Here is a 21,809-nt window from a genome sequence, read left to right on the forward strand (position 1 = left end):
AACTAAACTTCCCCTTCGGGGAAACCCCAAGCAACCTGCCCTCAGGGCATCTTGAAAGGAAAAATCAACATGGAAATCGCAGGTAGCCTCAACGCAATCGGCTATGGTCTCTCCGCAATCGGCGGCGCCATCGGTGTGGGTCTCGTCTTCTTCGCTTACATCAGCGGCGTTGCACGCCAGCCGGAGGCACAGCGCGTCCTTCAGCCCATCGCCTTCCTTGGCCTGGCACTGACCGAAGCACTCGCTATTCTTGGTCTGGTTCTCGCGTTCATTGTCTAGTCCGAACCGACTGACCCACCAAGCAGATAGGACGGGTGCATTATGGATCAGGTAATTATGTTGGCAGCCTCTGAGGGCGCCAACCCCCTGATTCCCAACGTCTGGGAAATCCTGGTGACGGGAATCAGTTTCGCCATACTGATGTTCATCGTCGTCAAGTTTGTGGTTCCGGGCTTCGAAAAGACGTACGCGGAGCGCACTGAAGCCATTGAAGGCAACATTGCCAAAGCGGAGAAGGCCCAGGCCGAGGCCAGCGCAGCGCTGGTGGAGTACAAGGCACAGCTTTCAGATGCCCGGGCAGAAGCCAACGCCATCCGTGAGGAAGCACGCGCCGAAGGCGCTCAGATTCTTGCGGACCTGAAGGCTAAAGCTGCTGCTGAATCCGCTCGGATCACCGAGCAGGCCCAGGTGCAGATTGCCGCAGAACGGCAGGCGGCCGTAACGTCGCTCCGTGCTGAGGTTGGCACCCTGGCAACCGAGCTGGCCGGACGCATCATCGGCGAGACGCTCGAGGATGACGCCCGCGCTGCCCGCGTGGTTGACCGTTTCCTTGGGGAACTGGAAAACGAGAACGCAGGTGCAGCTAGGTAATGGCAGGAGTATCGAGCGAATCACTCGCCGCGGCACGGCAGCAGCTGGAAGCCAAGCTTCCGTTTGCGTCCCTGTCGCTGGCAGAGGAACTCTTTGGAATCCTGGGCGTTCTCGACAGCAGCGCCGGTGTCCGGCGTGCGCTGACCGATCCCGCCCGTGAAAGCGATGCCAAGGCGGCGCTGGTTTCACAGCTGGTAGGCGGAAAGGTTTCAGCCGACGCTGAAGCCATTGCAGCCAATCTGGTCTCCTCGCGTTGGCGGTCTCCGCGTGACTTGGGTGATGCGCTCGAGGAACTGGCTGCCACTGTTGTTTCGGCAACGGCAGAAAACAGGGGATCAGGGCTTGTCGGCCTCGATGCACTGGAAGACGATCTCATCCGGTTCAACCGGGTGGTGGCTTCCAGCCACGAACTCCAGCGTGCACTGTCCGAGCCGCAGGCCTCGCCTGAAGCGAAGATTACGCTGGCCGAGAAGATTGTGCCCGGGGCCAGCCCTGCGGCACTGGTACTGATCCGCCAGGCGGTCACGCATCCGCGTGGCCTGAAGCCCAGTGCCCTGGTGGCACGCTTCCTGGAGCTCGTTGCCGGGCGCCAGAAGCGCTGGATCGCCGAGGTTCGGGCCGCCCGTCCGTTGACCCAAGAGCAGCTTTCGCGTCTGCAGTCCTCTCTTAATGGACTCTACGGCCGTGAGTTGAAGATCAACGCCGACGTTGACCCGTCACTGATCGGCGGCGTGCGGATCGCAGTGGGGGACGAGATACTGGATTCATCAGTAGTTTCCCGTCTGTCCGACCTCCGTCGGAAGCTCGCGGTCTAGCCGTCCCGCGGGACGGTTGAGACCAGTTCAAGATCATTTGAGAATTAATCACGGTCATCGGCACCAAGCGATGATCACAACACAGGAGAGCAGGGACTGCAGATGGCCGAATTGACCATCAACGCCGACGACGTCCGTAATGCGTTGAACGAATTCGCGGCGTCCTACGAACCCGGAAACGCAGAGCGCGTTGAAGTTGGCCGCGTAACAACCGCCAGCGACGGCATTGCCCGTGTGGAGGGCCTGCCCTCCGTCATGGCAAACGAGCTGCTTCGGTTCGAGGACGGCACACTGGGCCTGGCCCAGAACCTTGACACCCGTGAAATCGGTGTCGTTGTACTCGGCGATTTCGCCGGGATCGAAGAAGGCCAGGAAGTTCACCGCACCGGTGAAGTCCTGTCCGTACCCGTGGGCGATGCCTTCCTGGGCCGCGTTGTCGACCCGCTGGGCGAGCCCATGGATGACATGGGCCCCATCCAGGCCGAGGCACGCCGTGCACTGGAACTCCAGGCACCCGGCGTAACCCAGCGCAAGTCGGTTCACGAACCGCTTCAGACCGGCCTCAAGGCAATCGACGCCATGATCCCGATCGGCCGCGGCCAGCGCCAGCTGATCATTGGTGACCGCAAGACGGGTAAGACCGCCATTGCTGTTGACGCCATCCTCAATCAGAAGGCCAACTGGGAATCCGGCGACGTCCAGAAGCAGGTGCGCTGCATTTACGTAGCCATCGGCCAGAAGGCGTCCACGGTTGCTGAGATCAAGCGCACCCTCGAAGAGGCCGGCGCCATGGAGTACACCACCATCGTGGCCTCCCCGGCATCCGACCCCGCAGGCTTCAAGTACCTGGCACCGTACGCCGGTTCGGCCATCGGCCAGCACTGGATGTACGGCGGCAAGCACGTCCTGATCATCTTTGATGATCTCTCCAAGCAGGCTGAAGCCTACCGTGCCGTGTCGCTGCTGCTGCGCCGCCCGCCGGGACGCGAAGCCTACCCCGGTGACGTCTTCTACTTGCACTCCCGCCTGCTGGAGCGTTGCGCCAAGCTCTCCGATGAGCTCGGTGCAGGATCGATGACCGGCCTGCCGATCATCGAAACCAAGGCAAACGACGTCTCGGCTTACATCCCGACCAACGTCATCTCCATCACCGATGGTCAGATCTTCCTTCAGTCGGACCTCTTCAACGCCAACCAGCGCCCCGCCGTCGACGTCGGTATTTCCGTCTCGCGCGTCGGTGGTGCTGCACAGCAGAAGGCCATGAAGAAGGTTTCCGGTACTTTGAAGCTGGAACTGGCCCAGTACCGCGACATGCAGGCATTCTCCATGTTCGCTTCGGACCTGGACGCAGCCACCCGCCAGCAGCTCACCCGCGGTGCGCGGCTGATGGAACTCCTCAAGCAGGGGCAGTACGCTCCGTACCCGGTTGAGGAACAGGTTGTTTCGATCTGGGCCGGCACCAACGGCTACCTGGACGATGTTCCCGTGGAAGACGTGCTCCGCTTCGAAGGCGAGTTCATCGACCACCTGAAGCACAGCACGTCCGTCCTGACCACCCTGGCACAGACGGGCAAGCTTGAGGACTCCACTGTGGAGGAACTCAAGAAGCGCGTTGTCTCCTTCAAGGAAGGCTTCTTCGGGGAGGGCGACAACCACATGGTTGCCGCCGGCCACGAAGAGTACGCCGCCTTGGGCGAAGACGCTGTTGACCAGGAAAAGATCGTCAAGCAGAAGCGCTAGCGGCTTAGGTGTTCCGCGTCCGGGCCGCACGGCCCGGACGCGGAACACCTGGCCTATGCCTTAGCCCCTAGTTCAAACGCTAGGAACTGAAAGGAAAAGTATGGGAGCCCAAATTCGGGTCTACCGTCAGAAGATCGCTTCGACGACGTCGATGCAGAAGATCTTCAAGGCGATGGAGCTGATTGCTGCCTCTCGCATTGGAAAGGCACGCACCCGTGTGGCTGCGTCATTGCCGTACTCCAATGCGATCACCCGTGCCGTTTCTGCTGTGGCGTCCCAGTCGGAAATCGATCACCCGCTGACTACCGAGCCGGAGCAGATCCGCCGGGCAGCCATGGTGGTTATGACCTCCGACCGTGGTCTTGCTGGTTCGTACTCCGCCAGTGTGCTCAAGCAGAGCGAATCCTTGGTCGAATTGCTCCGTGAAGAGGGCAAAGAGGTCAAGACCTACCTGGTGGGACGTAAGGCACAGGCGTACTACGATTTCCGTGACCGGGAATCCGCACGTGTCTGGACCGGAAACACCGACGCACCTGACTTCGAAACGGCCCGCGAAATCGGCAGGGCCCTTCTTGATGACTTCAACACAGACTACGAAGACGGCGGCGTGGATGAAATCCACATTGTCTACACGCGCTTCAAGTCGATGGTTGTTCAGGAACCCACGGTGATCCGCCTGCTGCCGCTGGAGGTTGTTGAGGAAGAAGCACAGTCCGAGACTGAGCTGCTGCCTCTGTACGAGTACGAGCCGGAGCCCGAAAAGGTTCTTGACGCACTGCTGCCGCGCTACATCGAGTCGCGCATCTTCGCAGCCATGCTTCAGGCAGCCGCTTCCGAGCTCGCAGCCCGCCAGCGCGCAATGAAGTCCGCAGGGGACAACGCCTCCGACCTTATTAAGAAGTACACGCGACTTCGCAATAACGCCCGTCAGGCCGAGATCACCCAGGAACTGTCCGAAATTGTTGCCGGTGCCGACGCGCTCAGCGCGTCCTAGCCCCGGCTCCAGGACCCGTTCCACCAAAGCAAACTTAGTCCACACGCCATCTAACTGAGTGAAGTGAGAGAGATGACTGCCCAAACTGTCGAGCACGGATCTGATTCCGTAGCCTCGGGTGCCACCGGCCGTATCGCCCGTGTCATCGGCCCGGTTGTCGACGTCGAATTCCCGGCTGACGCAATCCCCACCATCTACAACGCCCTCACCACCGAGCTGACGCTCAACGGTGAGACCAAGACCATCACGTTCGAAACGTCCCAGCACCTCGGCGACAACCTCGTGCGCGCCATCTCCATGCAGGCCACCGACGGCCTGGTCCGCGGCGCAGCCGTCAAGGACACCGGCGCACCGATCTCCGTCCCCGTAGGCGACGGCGTCAAGGGCCACATCTTCAACGTCCTGGGCAAGCCCCTGGACGTCGCTGAAGATCAGCTGGAGATCACCGAGCGCTGGCCCATCCACCGCAAGGCTCCGAACTTCGCGGACCTCGAAGGCTCCACCGAGATGCTGGAAACCGGCATCAAGGTGATCGACCTTCTCACCCCGTACATCAAGGGTGGAAAGATCGGCCTGTTCGGCGGCGCCGGCGTCGGCAAGACCGTGCTGATCCAGGAAATGATCACCCGTGTGGCCCGCAACTTCGGTGGTACCTCGGTATTCGCCGGTGTTGGCGAGCGTACCCGTGAAGGCAACGACCTCTGGGTTGAAATGGAAGAGGCAGGCGTCCTCAAGGACACCGCCCTTGTATTCGGCCAGATGGATGAGCCGCCGGGAACGCGTCTGCGCGTGGCCCTGTCCGGCCTGACCATGGCGGAGTACTTCCGCGATGTGCAGAACCAGGACGTGCTGCTCTTCATCGACAACATCTTCCGCTTCACGCAGGCAGGTTCCGAGGTTTCAACGCTTCTGGGCCGCATGCCGTCCGCTGTGGGCTACCAGCCGAACCTGGCCGACGAGATGGGTCTCCTGCAGGAGCGCATCACGTCCACCAAGGGTCACTCCATCACGTCGATGCAGGCCATTTACGTGCCTGCTGATGACTACACCGACCCGGCTCCGGCCACCACGTTCGCGCACCTGGATGCCACCACGGAACTTTCCCGTGAAATCGCCTCGCGCGGCCTGTACCCGGCCGTGGATCCGCTGACCTCCACGTCGCGCATCCTCGACCCGCAGTACGTGGGCCAGCTGCACTACGACACGGCTGTCCGCGTCAAGCAGATCCTTCAGAAGAACAAGGAACTGCAGGACATCATCGCGATCCTCGGCATCGACGAGCTCGGCGAAGAGGACAAGATTGTTGTGGCACGTGCACGCCGCATCCAGCAGTTCCTGTCGCAGAACACCTACACCGCCAAGCAGTTCACCGGCGTCGAGGGCTCCACGGTCTCCATCAAGGAAACCATTGAGGGCTTCAAGGCCATCTGCGACGGCGACGTGGACCACATCGCCGAGCAGGCCTTCTTCAACGTCGGCAGCATGGACGATGTCATGGCCAACTGGGCGAAGATCCAAGAGCAGACCGGGAAGTAAGCCCTATGGCGAACACTGCTGAACTCGAAGTTGAGATTGTCGCAGCGGACCACTTCGTGTGGTCCGGCGCGGCAAAGATGGTCAAGGCACGCACCAGTGAGGGCGACGTCGGGATTCTTCCCGGCCACACCCCGCTGCTGGCCATTCTGGCCGAGGGCGAAATGGCCATCGAGCCGGTCTCCGGTGCCCGCTTCACGGTGAACGTTGACGGTGGTTTCTTCTCCGTCGACAGCAACCGCGTAGTGATTGTCGCTGACAACGCTCAGATGAACGACGCAGCCAACGCTGGGACTCGCTGACCCTTCCCAATGAGCAGCTCTTATTTGTTCATTGCGCTGGCAGGGCTCCTGTTCCTGCTGGTACTGGCAGTAGTTCTGTTCGGGGTGCGCCGCAGTCAGCTGCGGCGCGCCCTGGGTACTTTTGACGCCTCCATCTGCTTTCCGCCCCGCGGGTGGCAGATGGGGGTTTGTCGTTATACGGACACCCATCTGGAATGGCTGCGCCTTATCTCGCTCAGCCCGCGGCCGCCGCATCGGTTCCTGCGCAGCTCGCTGGAGATAGGAAGCTGGCGGCAGCCCACGGAGGCTGAGCGCGCCCGCATCCAGCCGGGCGCCATCATCGTCACACTGGAATACCAGGGCACGGAATTCCTCGTGGCCATGAAGTATGAGGTTTACACAGGCCTGTCCTCGTGGCTTGAAGCCGGCCCTGTCATTGGCATCGGGACCTGGCGCTAAGGAAATCAGCAACCGTCAACCGCCTTAGTATTGAGGAATGGAAGACGTCATTGTTGTTACCGGACCGGCCACGCTCAACGGAGCGGTCAGCGTCCCCGGAGCTAAAAACAGTGTCCTGAAACTGATGGCGGCAACGCTGTTGGCGCAGGGACGCTCCACGATCACCAACGTTCCCAACATCCAGGATGTCTGGATCATGGCCGAGCTGCTGCGCCGGCTGGGCTGCTCCGTCGATTACGACGTCGAAGCGGCCGCCGTTTCCATCGACGTTCCGGAACTGCCCCTGCACCAGGCGGACTATGACCTGGTGCGCGCCATGCGGGCCTCCATCTCGGTCCTCGGCCCGCTGGTTGCCCGCTGCCGCCAAGCCGAAGTGGCACTGCCCGGCGGTGACGCCATTGGCTCCCGCGGGCTGGACATGCACCGGGCCGGCCTTGAGCTGATGGGAACCACCATCACCATTGACCACGGGTACCTCGTGGCCTCTGTGCCGGACGGCCTGATCGGAGCCCGCCATCTTCTGGACTTTCCGTCCGTGGGGGCTACCGAGAACCTGATGATGGCTGCGACCCTCGCCGCGGGAACCACCGTCATCGACAACGCGGCACGCGAACCTGAAATCACGGACATTGCACTCATGCTCAACGAAATGGGCGCCCGAATTTCCGGCATCGGCACCAACACCTTGGTGATCGAGGGGGTTGAGCGGCTGGAACCGGTGATGCACCGGGTCGTGCCGGACCGGATCGTTGCCGGAACGTGGGCCTTCGCAGCGGCTATCACCGGCGGCTGCATAGAAGTGCGCGACGCGGACGCCTCCGCGCTGACCGTGGTGCTGGACAAGCTCTCGCAGGCCGGTTGCACCGTCACGGTGGGGGAGGACAGCTTTACCGTCAAAGGCAACGGACGCCCGGAGCCCATCAACGTCTCCACCCTGCCGTATCCGGGCTTTCCGACCGACCTGCAGCCCTTCGTTGTGGCCATGAATGCCGTTTCCACCGGCTCCGGAATGGTCACGGAGAATGTCTTCGAGGCCCGCTGGGGATTCACCTCGGAGCTCGCGCGGCTGGGCGCCGTCATCCGGCTGGACGGGCATCACGCCCTGATCCAGGGGGTTCCCCGACTGTCCGGGGCACCCGTCGAAGCCAATGACATCCGGGCCGGTGCTGCCCTCGTCATAGCCGGGCTGGCCGCTGAAGGCACCACCGAGGTCCGCGGAGTGGACCACATTGACCGCGGATACGAAAAATTCATGGAGAATCTTCGCGGGCTGGGCGCGCAGGTCATTCGCCGGCGCAGCTGACACCCGAGCAAATCCCGCCGGGACACAGCGGCAGGGATTTCCCAGGGATTTCCCCCTGGAAACCAAGAAAGTCCCCGGCAGATGCCGGGGACTTTCTGGTTACTAAGTTTTTTGGTGAAGCTTAGAGGGCGGTGACGCCGGTAGCCTGGGGGCCCTTGGCGCCCTGGCCGATTTCAAACTCAACGCGCTGGTTCTCATCGAGAGTCTTGAAGCCACCGGTCTGAATTTCAGAGTAGTGAACAAAGACGTCGCCGTCTGCATCATCGGGAGTGATGAAGCCGAAGCCCTTTTCAGCGTTAAACCATTTGACGGTACCCTGTGCCATTTTTGTTTCTCCTCATAAGTGGAACTTCAGACCGCCACACCCCGCGGCGGCCTCATTGTTACTGAAACGGGAAGGCTCAAGATCCTTGCCATTCAGCAGTTCCTTGAGGAGCTTCACGCTCGCAACGGTCTTGCGAGCATGAATAACACCTACACAAAGACTGGTTATAGGATTACACACACCCAAAGGCTGGTCAACGAATTCGGGCAAAATATTTACGAGTATTTTCGAGAGTGTTTTGCCCGCACTTCTTAGCGCGGTTGATCCGGCCCGTATGAACTTCCGGCGGCGTTATGTCTTGGGGATAACCGGGCTGATTTCAGGTGCAATGTCCGGTCTGCGGGACCCGGTCTCCGCCAAGCTAAAAGAGGCGCGATTCCGAATCGTCCACACCGCGCATGGCGTCATAGTCCAGGGTGAGGCACTCGATACCGCGGTCGTTTGCGAGCACCCGTGCCTGCGGCTTGATCTGCTGCGCGGCGAACACGCCCTTGACCGGAGCCAGAAGCGGATCCCGGTTGAGCAGCTCAAGGTAGCGCGTGAGCTGTTCAACGCCGTCGATGTCCCCGCGGCGCTTGAGTTCCACGGCAACCGTGGTGCCGGAGGCGTCCCGGGCCAGGATGTCCACCGGTCCGATGGCTGTCATGTACTCCCGGCGGATCAGCGTGAAGCCCTCGCCCAGCTTGGTGATCTGCTCGGCCAGCAGCCGCTGCAGGTCAGCCTCCACACCGTCCTTGATGAGGCCCGGATCCACACCGAGGTCATGGGATGTCTCGGAGAAGCGTTCATAGATGCTGATGACGAGTTTGTCGTCTGTCTTGGCACTTTGGACGTTCCACGTTTCGATGACGCCTGTTTCGGCGTCGTCATCCGAGGGAGCGGTGACCCGCAGGGTGGCCGGAGGGCTCATCCAGTTCAGGGGTTTGTAGGAGCCGCCGTCGGAGTGGATCAGGACGGAACCGTCGGCTTTCACCATCAGCAGACGGACGGCGAGCGGAAGATGGGCACGGAGGCGGCCGATGTAGTCAACAGAGCAGCGGGCTATTACTAAACGCACAGTTGCACTTTACCGGCTCTGCTTGAGGCAAAATAACTTATATGCCCCGTTCCAACCGTCCCCGCCGCCCGCCCGGCGCAGCCAACGCCAACTTGGGCCGCAGTGCCCGGAGCAAATGGGCAACGCCTGCCGCGGAGCTGGACCTGGAACGCACCCGGGCCGGGATACCGCATCGGGAAAGCGCGCCCGACGGTGAATGGTCAGTGCGGCAAATCACGGCCCGCAATGCGGCAAAAGAGTACAAGTGCCCCGGGTGCGGCATCACCATTCCGCCCGGAATCCCGCACCTCGTGGTGTGGCAGGAGGATTCGCTTCTGGGCCGTGAAACAGCCGTCGCGGACCGCCGGCACTGGCATGAGCGCTGCTGGCGCACGCGCAGAACCGGCGGCCGGCGGCGCTGAGCGGCTGCCGCCGCCGGGCGCCGCTGAGCGTCCCGTAGCCAGTGCTAGCGCTGGTCCTGGCGGGAAATAAAGACTTCCTTGAGCAGCAGCAGCACGGCTGCTGCGGTGGGAATGGCAATCAGGGCGCCCAGGACGCCCAGCAGGGTTCCGCCGGCGATGACGGCGATGACCGCCACGGCTCCGGGCACGGCGACGGCACGCTGCATGATGCGCGGGGATACGAAGTACGCCTCGAACTGCAGGTACGCCACGTAGAACAGTGCGAAGACCACGGCGGTCTGCCAGCTGACGGTAAGGGCCACGAGGGATACCAGCACCAGCGCGATGGGCGGGCCCACCAGCGGAATAAAGGCCAGCAGTGCCACCACAAAGGCGAGCAGAACCGAGAACGGCACCCCGGTGATGCTCATGACAATGAAGGCATAGGTGGCGTCCAGCAGGGCGACCAGCCCCTGGCCGATCACGTAGTTGCCCACACTGCCGCTGATTTCCTCGGAGAGGGCTTCGACGCGGCGGCGCCGGCTCTTGGGTGCCAGACGGTACGCCCACAACTTCATGGACGGCAGGGAGGAGAGGAAGTACAGGGTCAGCACCAGGATAATCAGCGCACCGAAAAGGCCGTTGGCAATAACCGTGCCCACCGAAAGCACGCCTCCGAAGACCCCGCCCAGCGCGTCCGCGTTGCTGAAGAACTTATTGACCTCTTCTTCGATCCTCTCCCGCACATGGAACTGTTCTTCAATGTTTACGAAGAAATCCGATTCCAGAAAGGTGTCCACATAGCCGGGGGCATTGTTGATGATCTCCGTGGTCTGCCGCACGATGGTGGGAATCAGGGTCGCGAAGAAGCCCATAATGATTCCGGCCAGGCCCAGGACAGTGATGGCAATTCCGGCGGGCCGGGGTATCCTCCGGGCCGCCAGCCAGCGCACTATGGGGTCCAGTCCCAGCGCAATGAAGAGTGCGGCTCCGATCCATACCAGGAGTTCACCGACGTTGGTCAGGATGAAATAGCAGAGAAGGGCAATTCCCACGCCCACGGAAAACATGAAGCCGAAATGGATGGGATGGCTGCTCATGCGGGTGGGGGAATCATCGCCGCTGCTGCCGGCCTCGACGGGTTGCTCGGGACCGGCCGGCGCTGTTCCCTCCGCCGCAGTCTCCGGCGGAAACTCGAACCGGCGCCGCGGACGGGCTCCGGGAATACCGCGGGGCGCCGCGTGCCGGATCCGTTCGGAGGCGGCGGACAGAAAACCGGGGCGCTTGCCTGACGGAGAATTCGTGCCCCCGGCCTGTCCGGAAATGGGACGGGATCCGTCAGCCGGCAGGTCCTGGTTCTCGGCCATTGTGCAGGTCTCCTAGATTTAGCGAACGCCCCGGTACGAAGCGCCACATTATCAGTCCCGGAGCCCCGGCGGCGGGGTGCGCGCACGCGGCGGCGGGCTTCGAATGTGTCCTGCCAGAGGATTTCGTTACCATTGGGTTATAAACCCGGCTACCGCCCTGACATTCAAGAGGCTCCACGTCCCGTTCGCCTGCCTATACGTGAGGCACTTGCACCGAGACTGAAGATAGGTAAGTTGTGCGAAACAAATTTGCAGTTCCGCTGATCGTCATCGGAGTGCTGCTGATGCTCATCGGCATCGGGCAGCGCACCGTCTGGGCACCGCCCAGCACCGTTACGGCGGCAGCACCGTCCCAAGACCAGGAAGCGCCGCTGACCGTCATCAGTTCGGACGTCCTCACCCAGCACTCCGACGGGGTGGATGTGACCGTCTCTGCGGACGGGCCGTTCCTGATGGCCGTAGGCCGGGCCGACGACGTCGACGCCTGGGTGGGGGACGCCTCCGTGCTGCGCATCGGTGCCGACGGCGAGTCGCTCACCTCCGAGGTAACGGACGGCACGGACACTGTTCCCAACCCTGCCGGATCCGACCTGTGGGTCTCCGAACAGGAAATTGAGGATGAGCTGACCTTCGGCTGGGAGCCGCCCGCCGCCGGGGACTGGCAGATCCTGCTGGCCACGGACGGGACCGCAGCTGCCCCTTCGGCTGTCTCGGTTACTTTCGCCAACGATGATTCCACTCCGTTTGCCGTCCCCCTGATCGTCCTGGGCGCGCTTGTCGCCGTTCTGGGCCTGGCGCTGACCTTCATGACCGGCCGGGGCAACAGCGGCCGCCGCTCCGGCGGGAACGGACCTTCCTCTTCGGAACCGGCCAAGCAGGCCGCGCCGTCGGGCGCCCATCCGGCAACCGGCGGCACCGGGGACCCCGCCGTCGTACCCGCCAAGGATTCCAAAGCGGGACCTGCCGGCAGTACGCAGGCCTTCGGTATCCTTCCCGCCCTCAGGCGCCGCGGTCCTGCAGCGGCTCTGGGCACCGTCATTGCCGCCGGCCTGAGCTTTGGCGCACCGGCTGCGGCACTGGCAGCGCTTCCGCTCACTGCCAGCCCCACAGCTGAGTCCGCGAGCCCCGCAGCAGAATCCGGCAGCGAAGCCACGCCGCCCGTGGTGCTGGATTCCCAGCTGGAACGGATCCTCTCCGAAGTCGCCTCTACCGTGACCGAAGCCGATGCGGCAAAGGATGCAAAGCTGCTCGCCACCCGCGCCGCCGGAAGCGCCGCAAGCCTGCGCGAGGCCAATTACGCCACCGCAGCGAAGGTGCCGGAAACTGACGCACCGGAACCGGTTGTCGCGGAACCGCTGATGACGGACCTGATCATGGGCGGAACTGAGTTCCCGCGCAGCATCGTGGCGGTCACCCAGGGTCCGGACAACGAAGTTCCGCAGGCGCTGCTCCTTGTGCAGGAATCGGCCCGCCAGAACTACAAGCTGGTTTCGGCCATCAAGATGCTGCCCGGCACCACCTTTCCCAAGCGTCCTGCCAACGGCACCGGAGTAAATCCGGCTCCGGCAGGCTCAGCTGACGGACTGGACATTGCCCCGCAGGCCGCCGTCGACGGCCTGGCGGACGCCCTGACCAACCCCGAAGGCGCAAACAAGGACACGTTTGCAGCCAACACCTTCGCCGAGGCCGTCACCAAGTTCCAGAAGACCGTCCTGTCCAGCCCGGATAACGAGTTTGCCGACATTACGTTCAAGCACACATCCGTGCCGGCCGACACCCGGGCGCTGAGGACCGCGGACGGTGGCGCCATCGTCTTCGGGTACATGGACAGCAGCTATGCGAGCGTTCCGCGGGAAGTGGGTGACTCGATCAATCTGGAGGGCACCGTCTACGAGAAGCTGACAGGCGAAACGAGCACGGAGGCCGGAATCGACGTGAAGTACGGCGAGGGCGTCATGCTGTATGTTCCGCCCGCCGGCAGCACGGACCAGATTCAGGTCATTGGCGCCGTCCAGGAACTGCTGTCCGCCACCCTCAAGTAGCCCTACCCTATGTCAGGGGTAACCGGGGTGCCGGTGACCCGAGTCCGCGTAATAAGGTGAAGCCATGAGCACTCCGAACCACCGCCCCGCACCGGCCCCTTCCTCGATGAATCTGCGGGGAGCCGTTGACTTGTCCGCGCTAAAAGCCAAGGCGTCTGCGCCGCCGGCACCCGCCGGTGCTTCGGGCGAACCGGCAGCCGCTGCGGGCGGCGCCAGCCCGTACATCGTGGAGGTGACCGAGCAGTCCTTCCCCCAGGTGGTTCAGCTCTCCGCGCAGGTGCCGGTGATTATTGACCTCTACTCGGCCCGCAGCCCGGAGTCGCAGCAGGTCAGCGCGGTGCTGCAGAACATCGTGGCGGAGCAGGACGGAAAGCTGCTGCTGGCACGGGTTGACGTGGATCAGCATCCCCAGATTGCCCAGGCATTCCAGGCCGTGGCAGTGCCCACGGTCGCTGCGGTCCTCAAGGGCCAGCCGGTACCGCTCTTTGACCGTGCAGTGCCCGAGGAACAGATCCGCGCCCTCGTTGCCGAGCTGCTCCAGGTCGCCGCGGCCAACGGTGTCACCGGTTCCCTGAATGAGGACGGAGGCGCTGAAGCTGCCGAGGATGCACCCCTGCCGCCGCTGCACCAGGAAGCCTACGACGCCATTGTTGAAGGAGACTACGACGGCGCTGCCGCGGCCTACCGCAAAGCGCTGGCCGAGCAGCCTGCCGACGCCGAAGCCAAGGCCGGGCTCGCCCAGGTGGAGCTGATGGCCAGGCTCAAGGGGGTTGACGCGGAGAAGCTTCGCACCGATGCCGCGGAGAACCCCAACGACGTCGACGCCCAGCTGGCGGTCGCTGACCTGGATGTCTCCGGCGGCCACGTTGAAGATGCCTTCACCCGTGTGGTGCGCCTGATCTCCCGGGTCTTCGGCGAAGACCGTGAGCGGGCCAGGCTGCGGCTGCTGGATTTGTTCGAAGTGGTGGGCACCACCGACCCGCGGGTGACCAAGGCGCGTTCCGCCCTGGCCCGGGCACTCTTCTAGGCCCGCCGGTATGACCGATGCGGCGGCACACCAGTTCCACGGCCTGTTTGATCCACTGACCCTCCGGGGCCTTGAGCTGGCACACCGCGGCTGGGTTGCCGCCATGTGCCAGTACTCCGCCGACGAGGTCAACGCCCCCGGAGTGCCGAATGACTGGCATCTGATGCATCTGGGCTCCTTTGCCGCCGGGGGAGCGGCTCTGATTGTCACCGAAGCCACCGCGGTCAGTCCCGAGGGCCGGATCAGCCCCCAGGACACTGGAATCTATAACCGGGAACAGGTTGACGCCTGGCGCCGGATCATCGGCTTTGTGCACAAATACGGGGCCGTGGACACCAAGATCGGCGTGCAGCTGGCCCACGCGGGGCGCAAAGCGTCCACCTACGCTCCCTTCGCTGAGGGCAGCGGCACTGTTCCGGAGGCCGACGGCGGGTGGCTCACCGTTGGTCCCACCGCCGAGCCGTTTGGCCGCTATGCCGCACCGGAGGCCTTGGACGAGGCAGGCATCCGCAAGGTCATTGATGACTTCGCCGTCGCTGCCAAACGGTCCGTTGAGGCGGGCTTCGACACCATTGAAATCCATGCCGCCCACGGGTACCTGCTGCACCAGTTCCTGACGCCGCTGGTCAATACCCGCACCGACGGCTGGGGCGGATCGGAGGAGGGCCGCAACCGGCTCACCTTGGAGGTCATCGACGCCGTCCGTGCGGTCATCCCCGAATCCATGCCGCTGCTGCTGCGCATATCTGCCACGGACTGGACCGCCGGGGGTGTGGACGAGCACACCTCAGCCCGGCTGGCCGCCCAGGCCCGTGACCGGGGCGTGGACTTTGTGGACGTTTCCACCGGCGGGGCAGTTCCGGGGGCTTCCATACCGGTGGCGCCGGGATACCAAACCGGGTTTGCGGAGTACGTGCGGAAGCATGCAGGCGTGCCCACGGGCGCCGTCGGCCTGATCCGCACGGCGGCGGAAGCCGAGCAGACGCTGCGCGAGGGACGTGCCGACGCGGTCCTTATTGCGCGGGCAGCGCTCAGCGACCCGCACTGGTGGCTGCATGCTGCCGACACGCTGGACGCCAAGCTGCCGTGGGCCCCGCAGTATGAACGGGCCCGCCAGCCGTAGCCTGCAAGCCCTTGGGTTAGCTTGGCCGAAGGTCCAATCCGATCCGCGTGGCTAGAAAAGGCGCCTTTCCCGGTTCGGTTGTCCCGGCGATGCGGCTTCGTTTCGGCCCCCTACTCCGGAAGGCGGGTTTCGCCGCCCGGACTCGGCGTGATTCTGGTCCTTGCGGCTGATCCGTGGACGGGAGCCCGGAGGTAGGTTGGTGGCATGACGAAAGTGGTGCTCACATGACCGATTCCCTGCCCCTGGAAACCTCGGCCGTTCCTGCTGCCCCCGCCCTGGCAATTCGGGGACTGGCGAAGCGTTTCGGCGAGAAAATTGCCGTCAACGGGATCAGTCTCGACGTTCCGGCGGGTTCCTTCTTCGGACTGGTCGGCCCCAACGGTGCGGGCAAGACCACCCTGCTGTCCATGGCAACCGGATTGCTGCGGCCCGAGCATGGCCAGGTGTGGGTGCACGGCACGGATGTCTGGGCGGAGCCGCTGAAGGCCAAGCGCCTGATGGGAGTGCTCCCGGACGGTGTACGGCTGTTTGACCGGCTCACGGGCGAACAGCTGGTGACGTATGCCGGCCTGCTGCGTGGCATGGACCGTGCGACCGTGGCCGAACGGGTGCAGGACCTGCTCGAAGCCATGGACCTGGCCAATGACGCCGGCACCCTCGTTGTTGACTACTCCGCCGGGATGACCAAGAAGATCGCGCTGGCATCGGCACTGATCCACGCGCCGCGGCTGCTGGTGCTGGATGAGCCATTCGAAGCGGTGGATCCCATCTCCGCCGCCAATATCCGAGACATTCTCGCCGGCTATGTTGCCAACGGAGGCACCGTCATCGTCTCCAGCCACGTGATGGACCTGGTCCAGCGCATGTGTGACCACGTGGCTGTGGTTTCCGGCGGCAACCTCCTGGCGGCCGGAACCGTGGACGAGGTCCGCGGCGGCGAATCCCTGGAAGACCGGTTCGTGCAGCTCGTCGGCGGACGCACCCACTCGGAGGGACTGCCGTGGTTGCGCACCTCGTAAGGCTTAAGCTGACCCTGCTGCGCAACTCCCTGCGCCGCAGCCCCTGGCAGATCGTGGGGATTGTCTTCGGGGCGCTGTACGGTCTGTCAGTCCTGGTGCTGCTCTTGACCGGGCTGTTCTTTCTGAGCACCACCGACCCCGAGCTGGCCCGGACAGTGACAGTGCTGGCAGGTTCCGCTGCCGTGCTGGGCTGGGCCCTGATCCCGATCCTTGCAACCGGCGTGGACCTGACCCTGGACCCGGCGCGCTTCGTTACGTTTGCCGTGCCCCTGCCGAAGCTGCTAACCGGCCTGGCACTGGGCGGTCTCATCGGGATTCCCGGCGTGGTCACCGTCCTGGCCGCACTCGCCTCGGCGGCAGTGTGGTGGCGTTCTCCGGCCGCAGTGGCGGCCGGTCTCCTGACCGCGCTCATCGCGGTTTTCACCTGTGTCATTGCTGCCCGGGTCACCGTGGCGGCGAGTACCTCGCTGGCTTCCTCCCGCCGGTTCAAAGACATCACCGGTCTTCTGCTCATCATTCCCCTGATGCTGCTGGGACCGATTATTGGCGGGATCAGCTCGGGTGTCAGCGGTGCAGGGGAGTACCTTCCTTCCCTGGCAGCCACTCTGTCCTGGACGCCGCTGGGAGCTGCTTGGGCCGTCCCCGGCGACGTTGCCCTGGGCCAGTGGGGAACCGCGGCCGCCAAGCTGGCCATCGCCGTCGTCTTTTTAGCCCTGCTGGTCTGGGCCTGGAAAGTCCTCCTCGTCCGGGCGCTGGTCACGCCTCCGTACAACGCCGGAACCCGGCGTAAGGGCGGCAAGCTGGGCTTCTTCGGACTGTTTCCGGGGACCCCCACCGGTGCAGTGGCGGCCCGGGCCCTGACCTACTGGATCAGGGATCCGCGCTACGGCGCCTCCCTGCTCATCATTCCGCTGCTGGTGGTGGTGCTGCTGTTCGTGAACAACACCGGCGGCACTCCTGTGGTGCCGCTGCTCATCGGCCCGCTGGTGGCTTTCCTCCTGGCCTTCGCGATCTCAGCCGACGTGGCGTATGACAACACCGCCTTTGCGCTGCACATCAGCACCGGGGTTACCGGCGCAGCTGACCGCGCCGGCCGCGCCCTTGCCTGTGCCGCCTTCGGCGTGCCGACGGTGCTGCTGGCCACCGTGCTGCCCTGCGTGCTGCTGGGGCAAACGGACCTGCTGCCGGTGCTGCTGGGTGTTTCACTGGGGGTGCTGCTCAGCGGTCTGGGCCTGTCCAGCGTGGTGTCCGCCCGCTACACCTACAACGTGCCGCTGCCGGGAGAGAACGCGTTCAAGACGCCGCCCGGTTCCGGCGGGCGCACCGTCCTTGTCCAGGGATTGGGCATGCTGGCTCAGCTGGTGATCGTGCTGCCGGTGCTGGCATTGGCCGTGGCCGCCCTCGTGACGGGCAGCGCACTGCTCGGCTGGCTCACCCTGGCCGCCGGCGTGGTGCTCGGAGTCGGGCTGCTGCTGGCCGGGATCCGGATCGGCGGCCGCTGGATGGACCGCCGCGCCCCGGAGCTGCTGGCCGCGGTATCCGTGAACAAATGACCCCTGGTACTAAGATGGGAGCCATGAGTCTTCCTCCCGATCCTTTCGAAAACGACCCTGCCCGCCGCCTCGACGACGGCGGCGGTTCCACCGCCGTTATCGAGCGCGAAGAACAGCGCGAGTACACCGAACCCGGTGACAGTGAGCGGTTTGCCCACTATGTCCGCAAGGAAAAAATCATGGAATCCGCGCTCTCGGGAGAACCCGTGATCGCGCTGTGCGGCAAGGTATGGACCCCGGGCCGCGACCCGAAGAAGTTCCCCGTGTGCCCCACCTGCAAGGAAATCTATGATGGGCTGAGCGCGCCCAAGGACGGCAAGAAATAATTCCGGTGCGTCCATGAGCGGTTCGGCTCCGCAGCGCCGGCCCGCCGGCGCAATGTCCGCAGAGTACCGGGCCCTCACCCTGGGCATTCTGGCGATCATCACCTGTTCCGCCTTCGAAGCGATGGCGGTGACGACGGCGATGCCCGTGGTGGCAGCGGAACTCTCGGCGGGTGCCGGCTACGGGCTGGCATTTTCGATGTTCCTCACCGCCTCGCTGCTGGGCACCGTGGTGGCCGGCAGCAGGTGTGACCGCGAGGGGCCGCTTCCCTCGCTTGCCGCGGGCATGCTGCTGATGACCGCCGGGCTGGTGCTCTCAGCCCTGGCCGGGGAATTCTGGATTGTCACCGCCGGACGGGCGGTGTCCGGGCTCGGCGGGGGAGCCATGATCGTGGCGGTCTACGTGATCATCGGCGAGATCTATCCGTCGGCGCTCCAACCGGTGATTTTTGGCTGGCTGGCGGCGGCCTGGATCCTGCCTTCCATGGTGGGTCCGCTGGCTGCGGGCCTGCTGGCGCAGTACGTGAGCTGGCGGTGGGTTTTTGCCGCTGTGATTCCCATTGTGCTGGTTGCCGGACTGATGGTCTGGCCGCGGATCCGCAGCCTGGGTCCGCCCGCCAGCCCCGCAATGGACGCAGCAGCAGGCCGCCGCCGCGCGCTCTGGGGCACGGTGCTGGCCGCTGCCGTGTTCCTCGCGCAGTGGGCGGGCAGCGCGGCCGCAGTGCCGTCGTCGGCCGCCGTACTGCTGTGGGCCGCAGCGGCCGCGGGAACAGGAGCGGCCGGCGTCGCGCTGGGCCGTCTGCTGCCGCCGGGCACCCTGCGCCTGTCCCGCGGGCTGCCCAGCGTGGTCGCCACGCGCGGCCTGCTTAGTGCCGGATTCGTGGCAGCGGAGGCCTTCCTGCCGTTGATGGTGCTGGCCACGCACGGTGTGGACCCCGCCACTGCCGGACTGGCCCTGACCGCAGGAGCGGTAGGCTGGGCTGTGGGTTCTTTCCTGCAGGCACGTGCCGGCGGGCGGCGTCACCGGCTTTTGGTGATCGGCGCAACCATGCTGGCCGCGGCCGTGGGAGGAATCGGGCTGCTTGCCTCGCCGTCGATTCCCTTCTGGGTGATCGTGGCGGTGTGGTCCTTCGCGGGAGCAGCCATGGGCCTGGCCCTGTCCAGCACTTCCGTGATGGTGCTGGCTCTGTCCACTTCCGCGGACCGGGGACGCAATTCCGCGTCCCTGCAGATTTCCGACCAGCTCGGAGCCGTTGCGGGAACCACAGTGGCGGGAATTCTCTTCGCCCTCCTGCAGGACCCCGCCGCTTCCGGACAAGTCGGCGTTTTCCGCGTCATGTGGCTTGTCCTGGCCATTTTTGCGTGCCTGGGGATTGTCTCCGGTGCCCGCAGTGCAATTGTTACCCCGAACACAGGAAAGGTGCCGTTCACAGCGTGAGCCCAGATACCCTCTTCGGCGGACCGGCCCTGCCGCCCGCCTACCCGGAGCGAGCCGCGTGGGGCACCGCCCCGAAGCTTCGCCAATGGCAGGCAGAAGCCCTGGAGAAGTTTTTTGCCTCCGACGCCGATGATTTCCTCGCCGTCGCCACCCCAGGTGCAGGCAAGACCACCTTCGCCCTGCGCGTGGCCACCGAGCTGGTGGACCGCGGGATCGTCAAGCGGATCACCGTCGTCGCGCCCACCGACCACCTCAAGCGCCAGTGGGCCGACGCCGCCGCGAAGGTGGGCCTGGCCCTGGACCCCAACTTCAAGAATGCTGACGGCCGCCACGGTGACGGCTTCATCGGCGTGGCAGTGACCTACGCCCAGGTGGCCTCCAAGCCCATGCTGCACCGTGCCAAGACCGAAGCGGCCCGCACCCTGGTGATCCTGGACGAGATTCACCACGGCGGCGACGCCCTGTCCTGGGGTGACGGCATCCGTGAGGCTTTCGAACCGGCCGTCAAGCGCCTGTCCCTGACCGGTACGCCGTTCCGCTCGGACACCGCGGCCATTCCCTTTGTGGAGTATGAGAAGGACCGCGACGGGATCCGCCGCTCCAAGGCGGACTACACCTACGGCTACGGGCAGGCACTGAAGGACCACGTGGTGCGTCCGGTGATGTTCATGGCCTACTCCGGCACCATGCGCTGGCGCACCAGCGCCGGAGATGAAATGGCCGCCTCCCTTGGCGAAGCTGCCGTCACCAAGGACATCACGGCCCAGGCCTGGCGCACGGCGCTGAACCCCACGGGTGAATGGATCCCTGCGGTGCTGGCCGCCGCTGACCGCCGGCTTTCCGAGGTGCGCCGGGCAGTGCCCGACGCCGGCGGGCTGGTGATCGCAACGGACCACGACGACGCGCGTGCCTATGCGGGCCAGCTGAAGAAGATCACGGGGGAGTCTCCCACGGTCATCCTCTCCGATGACGCCAAGGCCTCGGACAAGATTGACGAGTTCTCCGCCGGAGAACAGCGCTGGATGGTGGCTGTGCGCATGGTGTCCGAAGGCGTGGACGTTCCGCGCCTGGCGGTGGGCGTCTACGCCACCTCCACGGCAACCCCGCTGTTCTTTGCCCAGGCCGTGGGCCGGTTTGTGCGTGCCCGCAAGCGCGGCGAGACGGCGTCGGTGTTCCTGCCCTCCGTGCCTAACCTGATGGCCCTGGCCAACCAGCTGGAACTGGAGCGCGACCACGCCCTGGACCGCCCGGAGAACCACCTCGAAGAGGAAGGTTTCGCGCTGGAGGACAGCCTCATGGAGGCCGCCAACCGCGAGGAAAAGGCTTCGGACTCCCTCACCAAACAGAAGTTCGAGGCACTGGAATCCCAGGCGTCCTTTGACCGCGTACTGTTCGACGGCGGCGAATTCGGCACCGGCGGAGAGCTGGGCAGCGAAGAGGAACAGGACTTCCTGGGCATCCCCGGTCTGCTGGACGCAGACCAGGTGGGAATGCTGCTGCGCCAGCGCCAGCATGAGCAGCTGTCCCGCCGCGGCCGGAAGGCTGCTGCAGCACCCGAGCCCGAACCGGCTCCCGCGGTCATGGACCACCGGCAGCTCACCGAACTGCGCGGCCAGCTGGCCAAGAACGTCTCCGCTTGGTCTGCCCGTTCCGGTATGCCGCACGGCGTGGTGCACAGCGAGCTGCGCCGCATCTGCGGCGGACCGCCCGTGGCCCAGGCCAATGAGGAGCAGCTCAACCAGCGGCTGAAGAAGCTGCAGGACTGGTTTATCGGGCGCAAATAGCTGAAACGGACCAGAACAACGACGGCGGGTGCCGGTTCCTTCGGGAGCCGGCACCCGCCGTTGTTGTGTGCCGGCGCCGGCGCCGTGCGGGCTGGTCCGGGTCCATGGTTAGCGTCCGTAGAACAGATAACGGGCTTGCGGGGGGCCCGGCTCGCGTCCGTAGAACAGATAACGGGCTCATGGGGGACGTTTAGGCCCGTTATCTGTACTAGAGAGGTCTCAACCCGGAGCATCAGGGCAGACGGCGAGTCCAAAGCACCGGTCGAGCGACTTTGGGGCCCTGATCCGCACAAAGGACCCCCTGGCTACCATCGACTGTGCAGCGCTGGCGGTTCCAAGCGGCTGAGATCACCGTTTGTGCGTACCGGAGCCTTTG

21 protein-coding genes are annotated in these 21,809 nt (G+C 64.5%); 18 read left to right on the forward strand and 3 right to left on the reverse strand.

All coding sequences use genetic code 11. The features are described from left to right. The first annotated feature begins 69 nt into the window (after positions 1-69). From CXQ89_RS06195 to murA, 9 genes are all read left to right on the forward strand, one after another. Positions 70-279 (forward strand): F0F1 ATP synthase subunit C, encoded by a 210-nt coding sequence (locus CXQ89_RS06195; protein WP_181032239.1) that lies wholly within the window; start codon positions 70-72, stop codon positions 277-279. A gap of 42 nt (positions 280-321) precedes the next feature. Next, positions 322-870 (forward strand): F0F1 ATP synthase subunit B, encoded by a 549-nt coding sequence (locus tag CXQ89_RS06200; protein ID WP_104052454.1) that lies wholly within the window; start codon positions 322-324, stop codon positions 868-870. After that, positions 870-1,685, forward strand: coding sequence for a F0F1 ATP synthase subunit delta (locus CXQ89_RS06205; protein WP_104052453.1), 816 nt, complete (start codon positions 870-872; stop codon positions 1,683-1,685). The genes CXQ89_RS06200 and CXQ89_RS06205 overlap by 1 nt, the downstream gene beginning before the upstream one ends. 102 nt (positions 1,686-1,787) lie before the next feature. Then, on the forward strand, positions 1,788-3,425 hold the full coding sequence (atpA, locus tag CXQ89_RS06210) for a F0F1 ATP synthase subunit alpha (protein WP_104052452.1): 1,638 nt from the start codon (positions 1,788-1,790) through the stop codon (positions 3,423-3,425). A 100-nt stretch (positions 3,426-3,525) separates the two neighbouring features. Beyond that, complete coding sequence (locus CXQ89_RS06215; protein WP_104052451.1) at positions 3,526-4,419, forward strand: F0F1 ATP synthase subunit gamma; 894 nt, start codon at positions 3,526-3,528, stop codon at positions 4,417-4,419. A gap of 72 nt (positions 4,420-4,491) precedes the next feature. Further along, the gene (gene atpD / locus CXQ89_RS06220; RefSeq protein WP_104052450.1) at positions 4,492-5,955 is read left to right on the forward strand and encodes a F0F1 ATP synthase subunit beta; all 1,464 of its coding nucleotides are present in this window, start codon (positions 4,492-4,494) and stop codon (positions 5,953-5,955) included. 5 nt (positions 5,956-5,960) lie between these two features. Beyond that, positions 5,961-6,254, forward strand: coding sequence for a F0F1 ATP synthase subunit epsilon (locus CXQ89_RS06225; RefSeq protein ID WP_104052449.1), 294 nt, complete (start codon positions 5,961-5,963; stop codon positions 6,252-6,254). A 9-nt stretch (positions 6,255-6,263) separates the two neighbouring features. Next, a complete protein-coding gene (locus tag CXQ89_RS06230; protein WP_104101234.1) occupies positions 6,264-6,692 on the forward strand; it encodes a DUF2550 domain-containing protein in 429 nt (142 codons plus the stop codon). Positions 6,693-6,729: 37 nt separating this feature from the next. Next, the gene (gene murA / locus CXQ89_RS06235; RefSeq protein WP_104160583.1) at positions 6,730-7,995 is read left to right on the forward strand and encodes a UDP-N-acetylglucosamine 1-carboxyvinyltransferase; all 1,266 of its coding nucleotides are present in this window, start codon (positions 6,730-6,732) and stop codon (positions 7,993-7,995) included. Positions 7,996-8,116: 121 nt separating this feature from the next. Here the strand turns inward: murA and CXQ89_RS06240 are convergent, their stop codons facing one another. Next, on the reverse strand, positions 8,117-8,320 hold the full coding sequence (locus CXQ89_RS06240; protein ID WP_104052446.1) for a cold-shock protein: 204 nt from the start codon (positions 8,318-8,320) through the stop codon (positions 8,117-8,119). A 361-nt stretch (positions 8,321-8,681) separates the two neighbouring features. Beyond that, positions 8,682-9,377, reverse strand: coding sequence for an endonuclease NucS (nucS, locus tag CXQ89_RS06245; protein WP_104052445.1), 696 nt, complete (start codon positions 9,375-9,377; stop codon positions 8,682-8,684). 41 nt (positions 9,378-9,418) lie between these two features. Here nucS and CXQ89_RS06250 point away from each other — a divergent pair, with 41 nt between their 5' ends. After that, complete coding sequence (locus tag CXQ89_RS06250; RefSeq protein ID WP_104052444.1) at positions 9,419-9,778, forward strand: hypothetical protein; 360 nt, start codon at positions 9,419-9,421, stop codon at positions 9,776-9,778. Between the two features lie 44 nt (positions 9,779-9,822). Here CXQ89_RS06250 and CXQ89_RS06255 read toward each other — a convergent pair whose 3' ends face one another. Beyond that, entirely contained in the window at positions 9,823-11,124 is a 1,302-nt protein-coding gene (locus tag CXQ89_RS06255) for an AI-2E family transporter (protein WP_104052443.1), read from the reverse strand. A 236-nt stretch (positions 11,125-11,360) separates the two neighbouring features. On the opposite strand from CXQ89_RS06255, the gene CXQ89_RS06260 reads away from it, so the two are divergent. From CXQ89_RS06260 to CXQ89_RS06295, 8 genes are all read left to right on the forward strand, one after another. Beyond that, positions 11,361-13,166, forward strand: coding sequence for a hypothetical protein (locus CXQ89_RS06260; protein ID WP_104160584.1), 1,806 nt, complete (start codon positions 11,361-11,363; stop codon positions 13,164-13,166). Positions 13,167-13,230: 64 nt separating this feature from the next. After that, entirely contained in the window at positions 13,231-14,193 is a 963-nt protein-coding gene (locus tag CXQ89_RS06265) for a tetratricopeptide repeat protein (protein ID WP_104160585.1), read from the forward strand. A gap of 10 nt (positions 14,194-14,203) precedes the next feature. After that, a complete protein-coding gene (locus CXQ89_RS06270) occupies positions 14,204-15,316 on the forward strand; it encodes an NADH:flavin oxidoreductase/NADH oxidase (RefSeq protein WP_104052440.1) in 1,113 nt (370 codons plus the stop codon). A gap of 224 nt (positions 15,317-15,540) precedes the next feature. Further along, positions 15,541-16,335 (forward strand): ABC transporter ATP-binding protein, encoded by a 795-nt coding sequence (locus tag CXQ89_RS06275; RefSeq protein WP_104052439.1) that lies wholly within the window; start codon positions 15,541-15,543, stop codon positions 16,333-16,335. Then, positions 16,317-17,888 (forward strand): transporter, encoded by a 1,572-nt coding sequence (locus tag CXQ89_RS06280; protein WP_104160586.1) that lies wholly within the window; start codon positions 16,317-16,319, stop codon positions 17,886-17,888. Before CXQ89_RS06275 ends, CXQ89_RS06280 begins: the two co-directional genes overlap by 19 nt. Positions 17,889-17,902: 14 nt before the next feature. Continuing rightward, the gene (locus tag CXQ89_RS06285) at positions 17,903-18,214 is read left to right on the forward strand and encodes a DUF3039 domain-containing protein (RefSeq protein WP_104052437.1); all 312 of its coding nucleotides are present in this window, start codon (positions 17,903-17,905) and stop codon (positions 18,212-18,214) included. Positions 18,215-18,227: 13 nt separating this feature from the next. Next, positions 18,228-19,649: an MFS transporter gene (locus CXQ89_RS06290; protein ID WP_104160587.1), complete on the forward strand. Its 1,422-nt coding sequence runs from the start codon at positions 18,228-18,230 to the stop codon at positions 19,647-19,649. Then, positions 19,646-21,433 (forward strand): DEAD/DEAH box helicase, encoded by a 1,788-nt coding sequence (locus CXQ89_RS06295; protein ID WP_104052435.1) that lies wholly within the window; start codon positions 19,646-19,648, stop codon positions 21,431-21,433. The genes CXQ89_RS06290 and CXQ89_RS06295 overlap by 4 nt, the downstream gene beginning before the upstream one ends. Positions 21,434-21,809 lie beyond the last annotated feature (376 nt).

This window comes from Arthrobacter sp. ZGTC212 (genome assembly GCF_002929255.1).
Taxonomy (GTDB): domain Bacteria; phylum Actinomycetota; class Actinomycetes; order Actinomycetales; family Micrococcaceae; genus Arthrobacter_B; species Arthrobacter_B sunyaminii.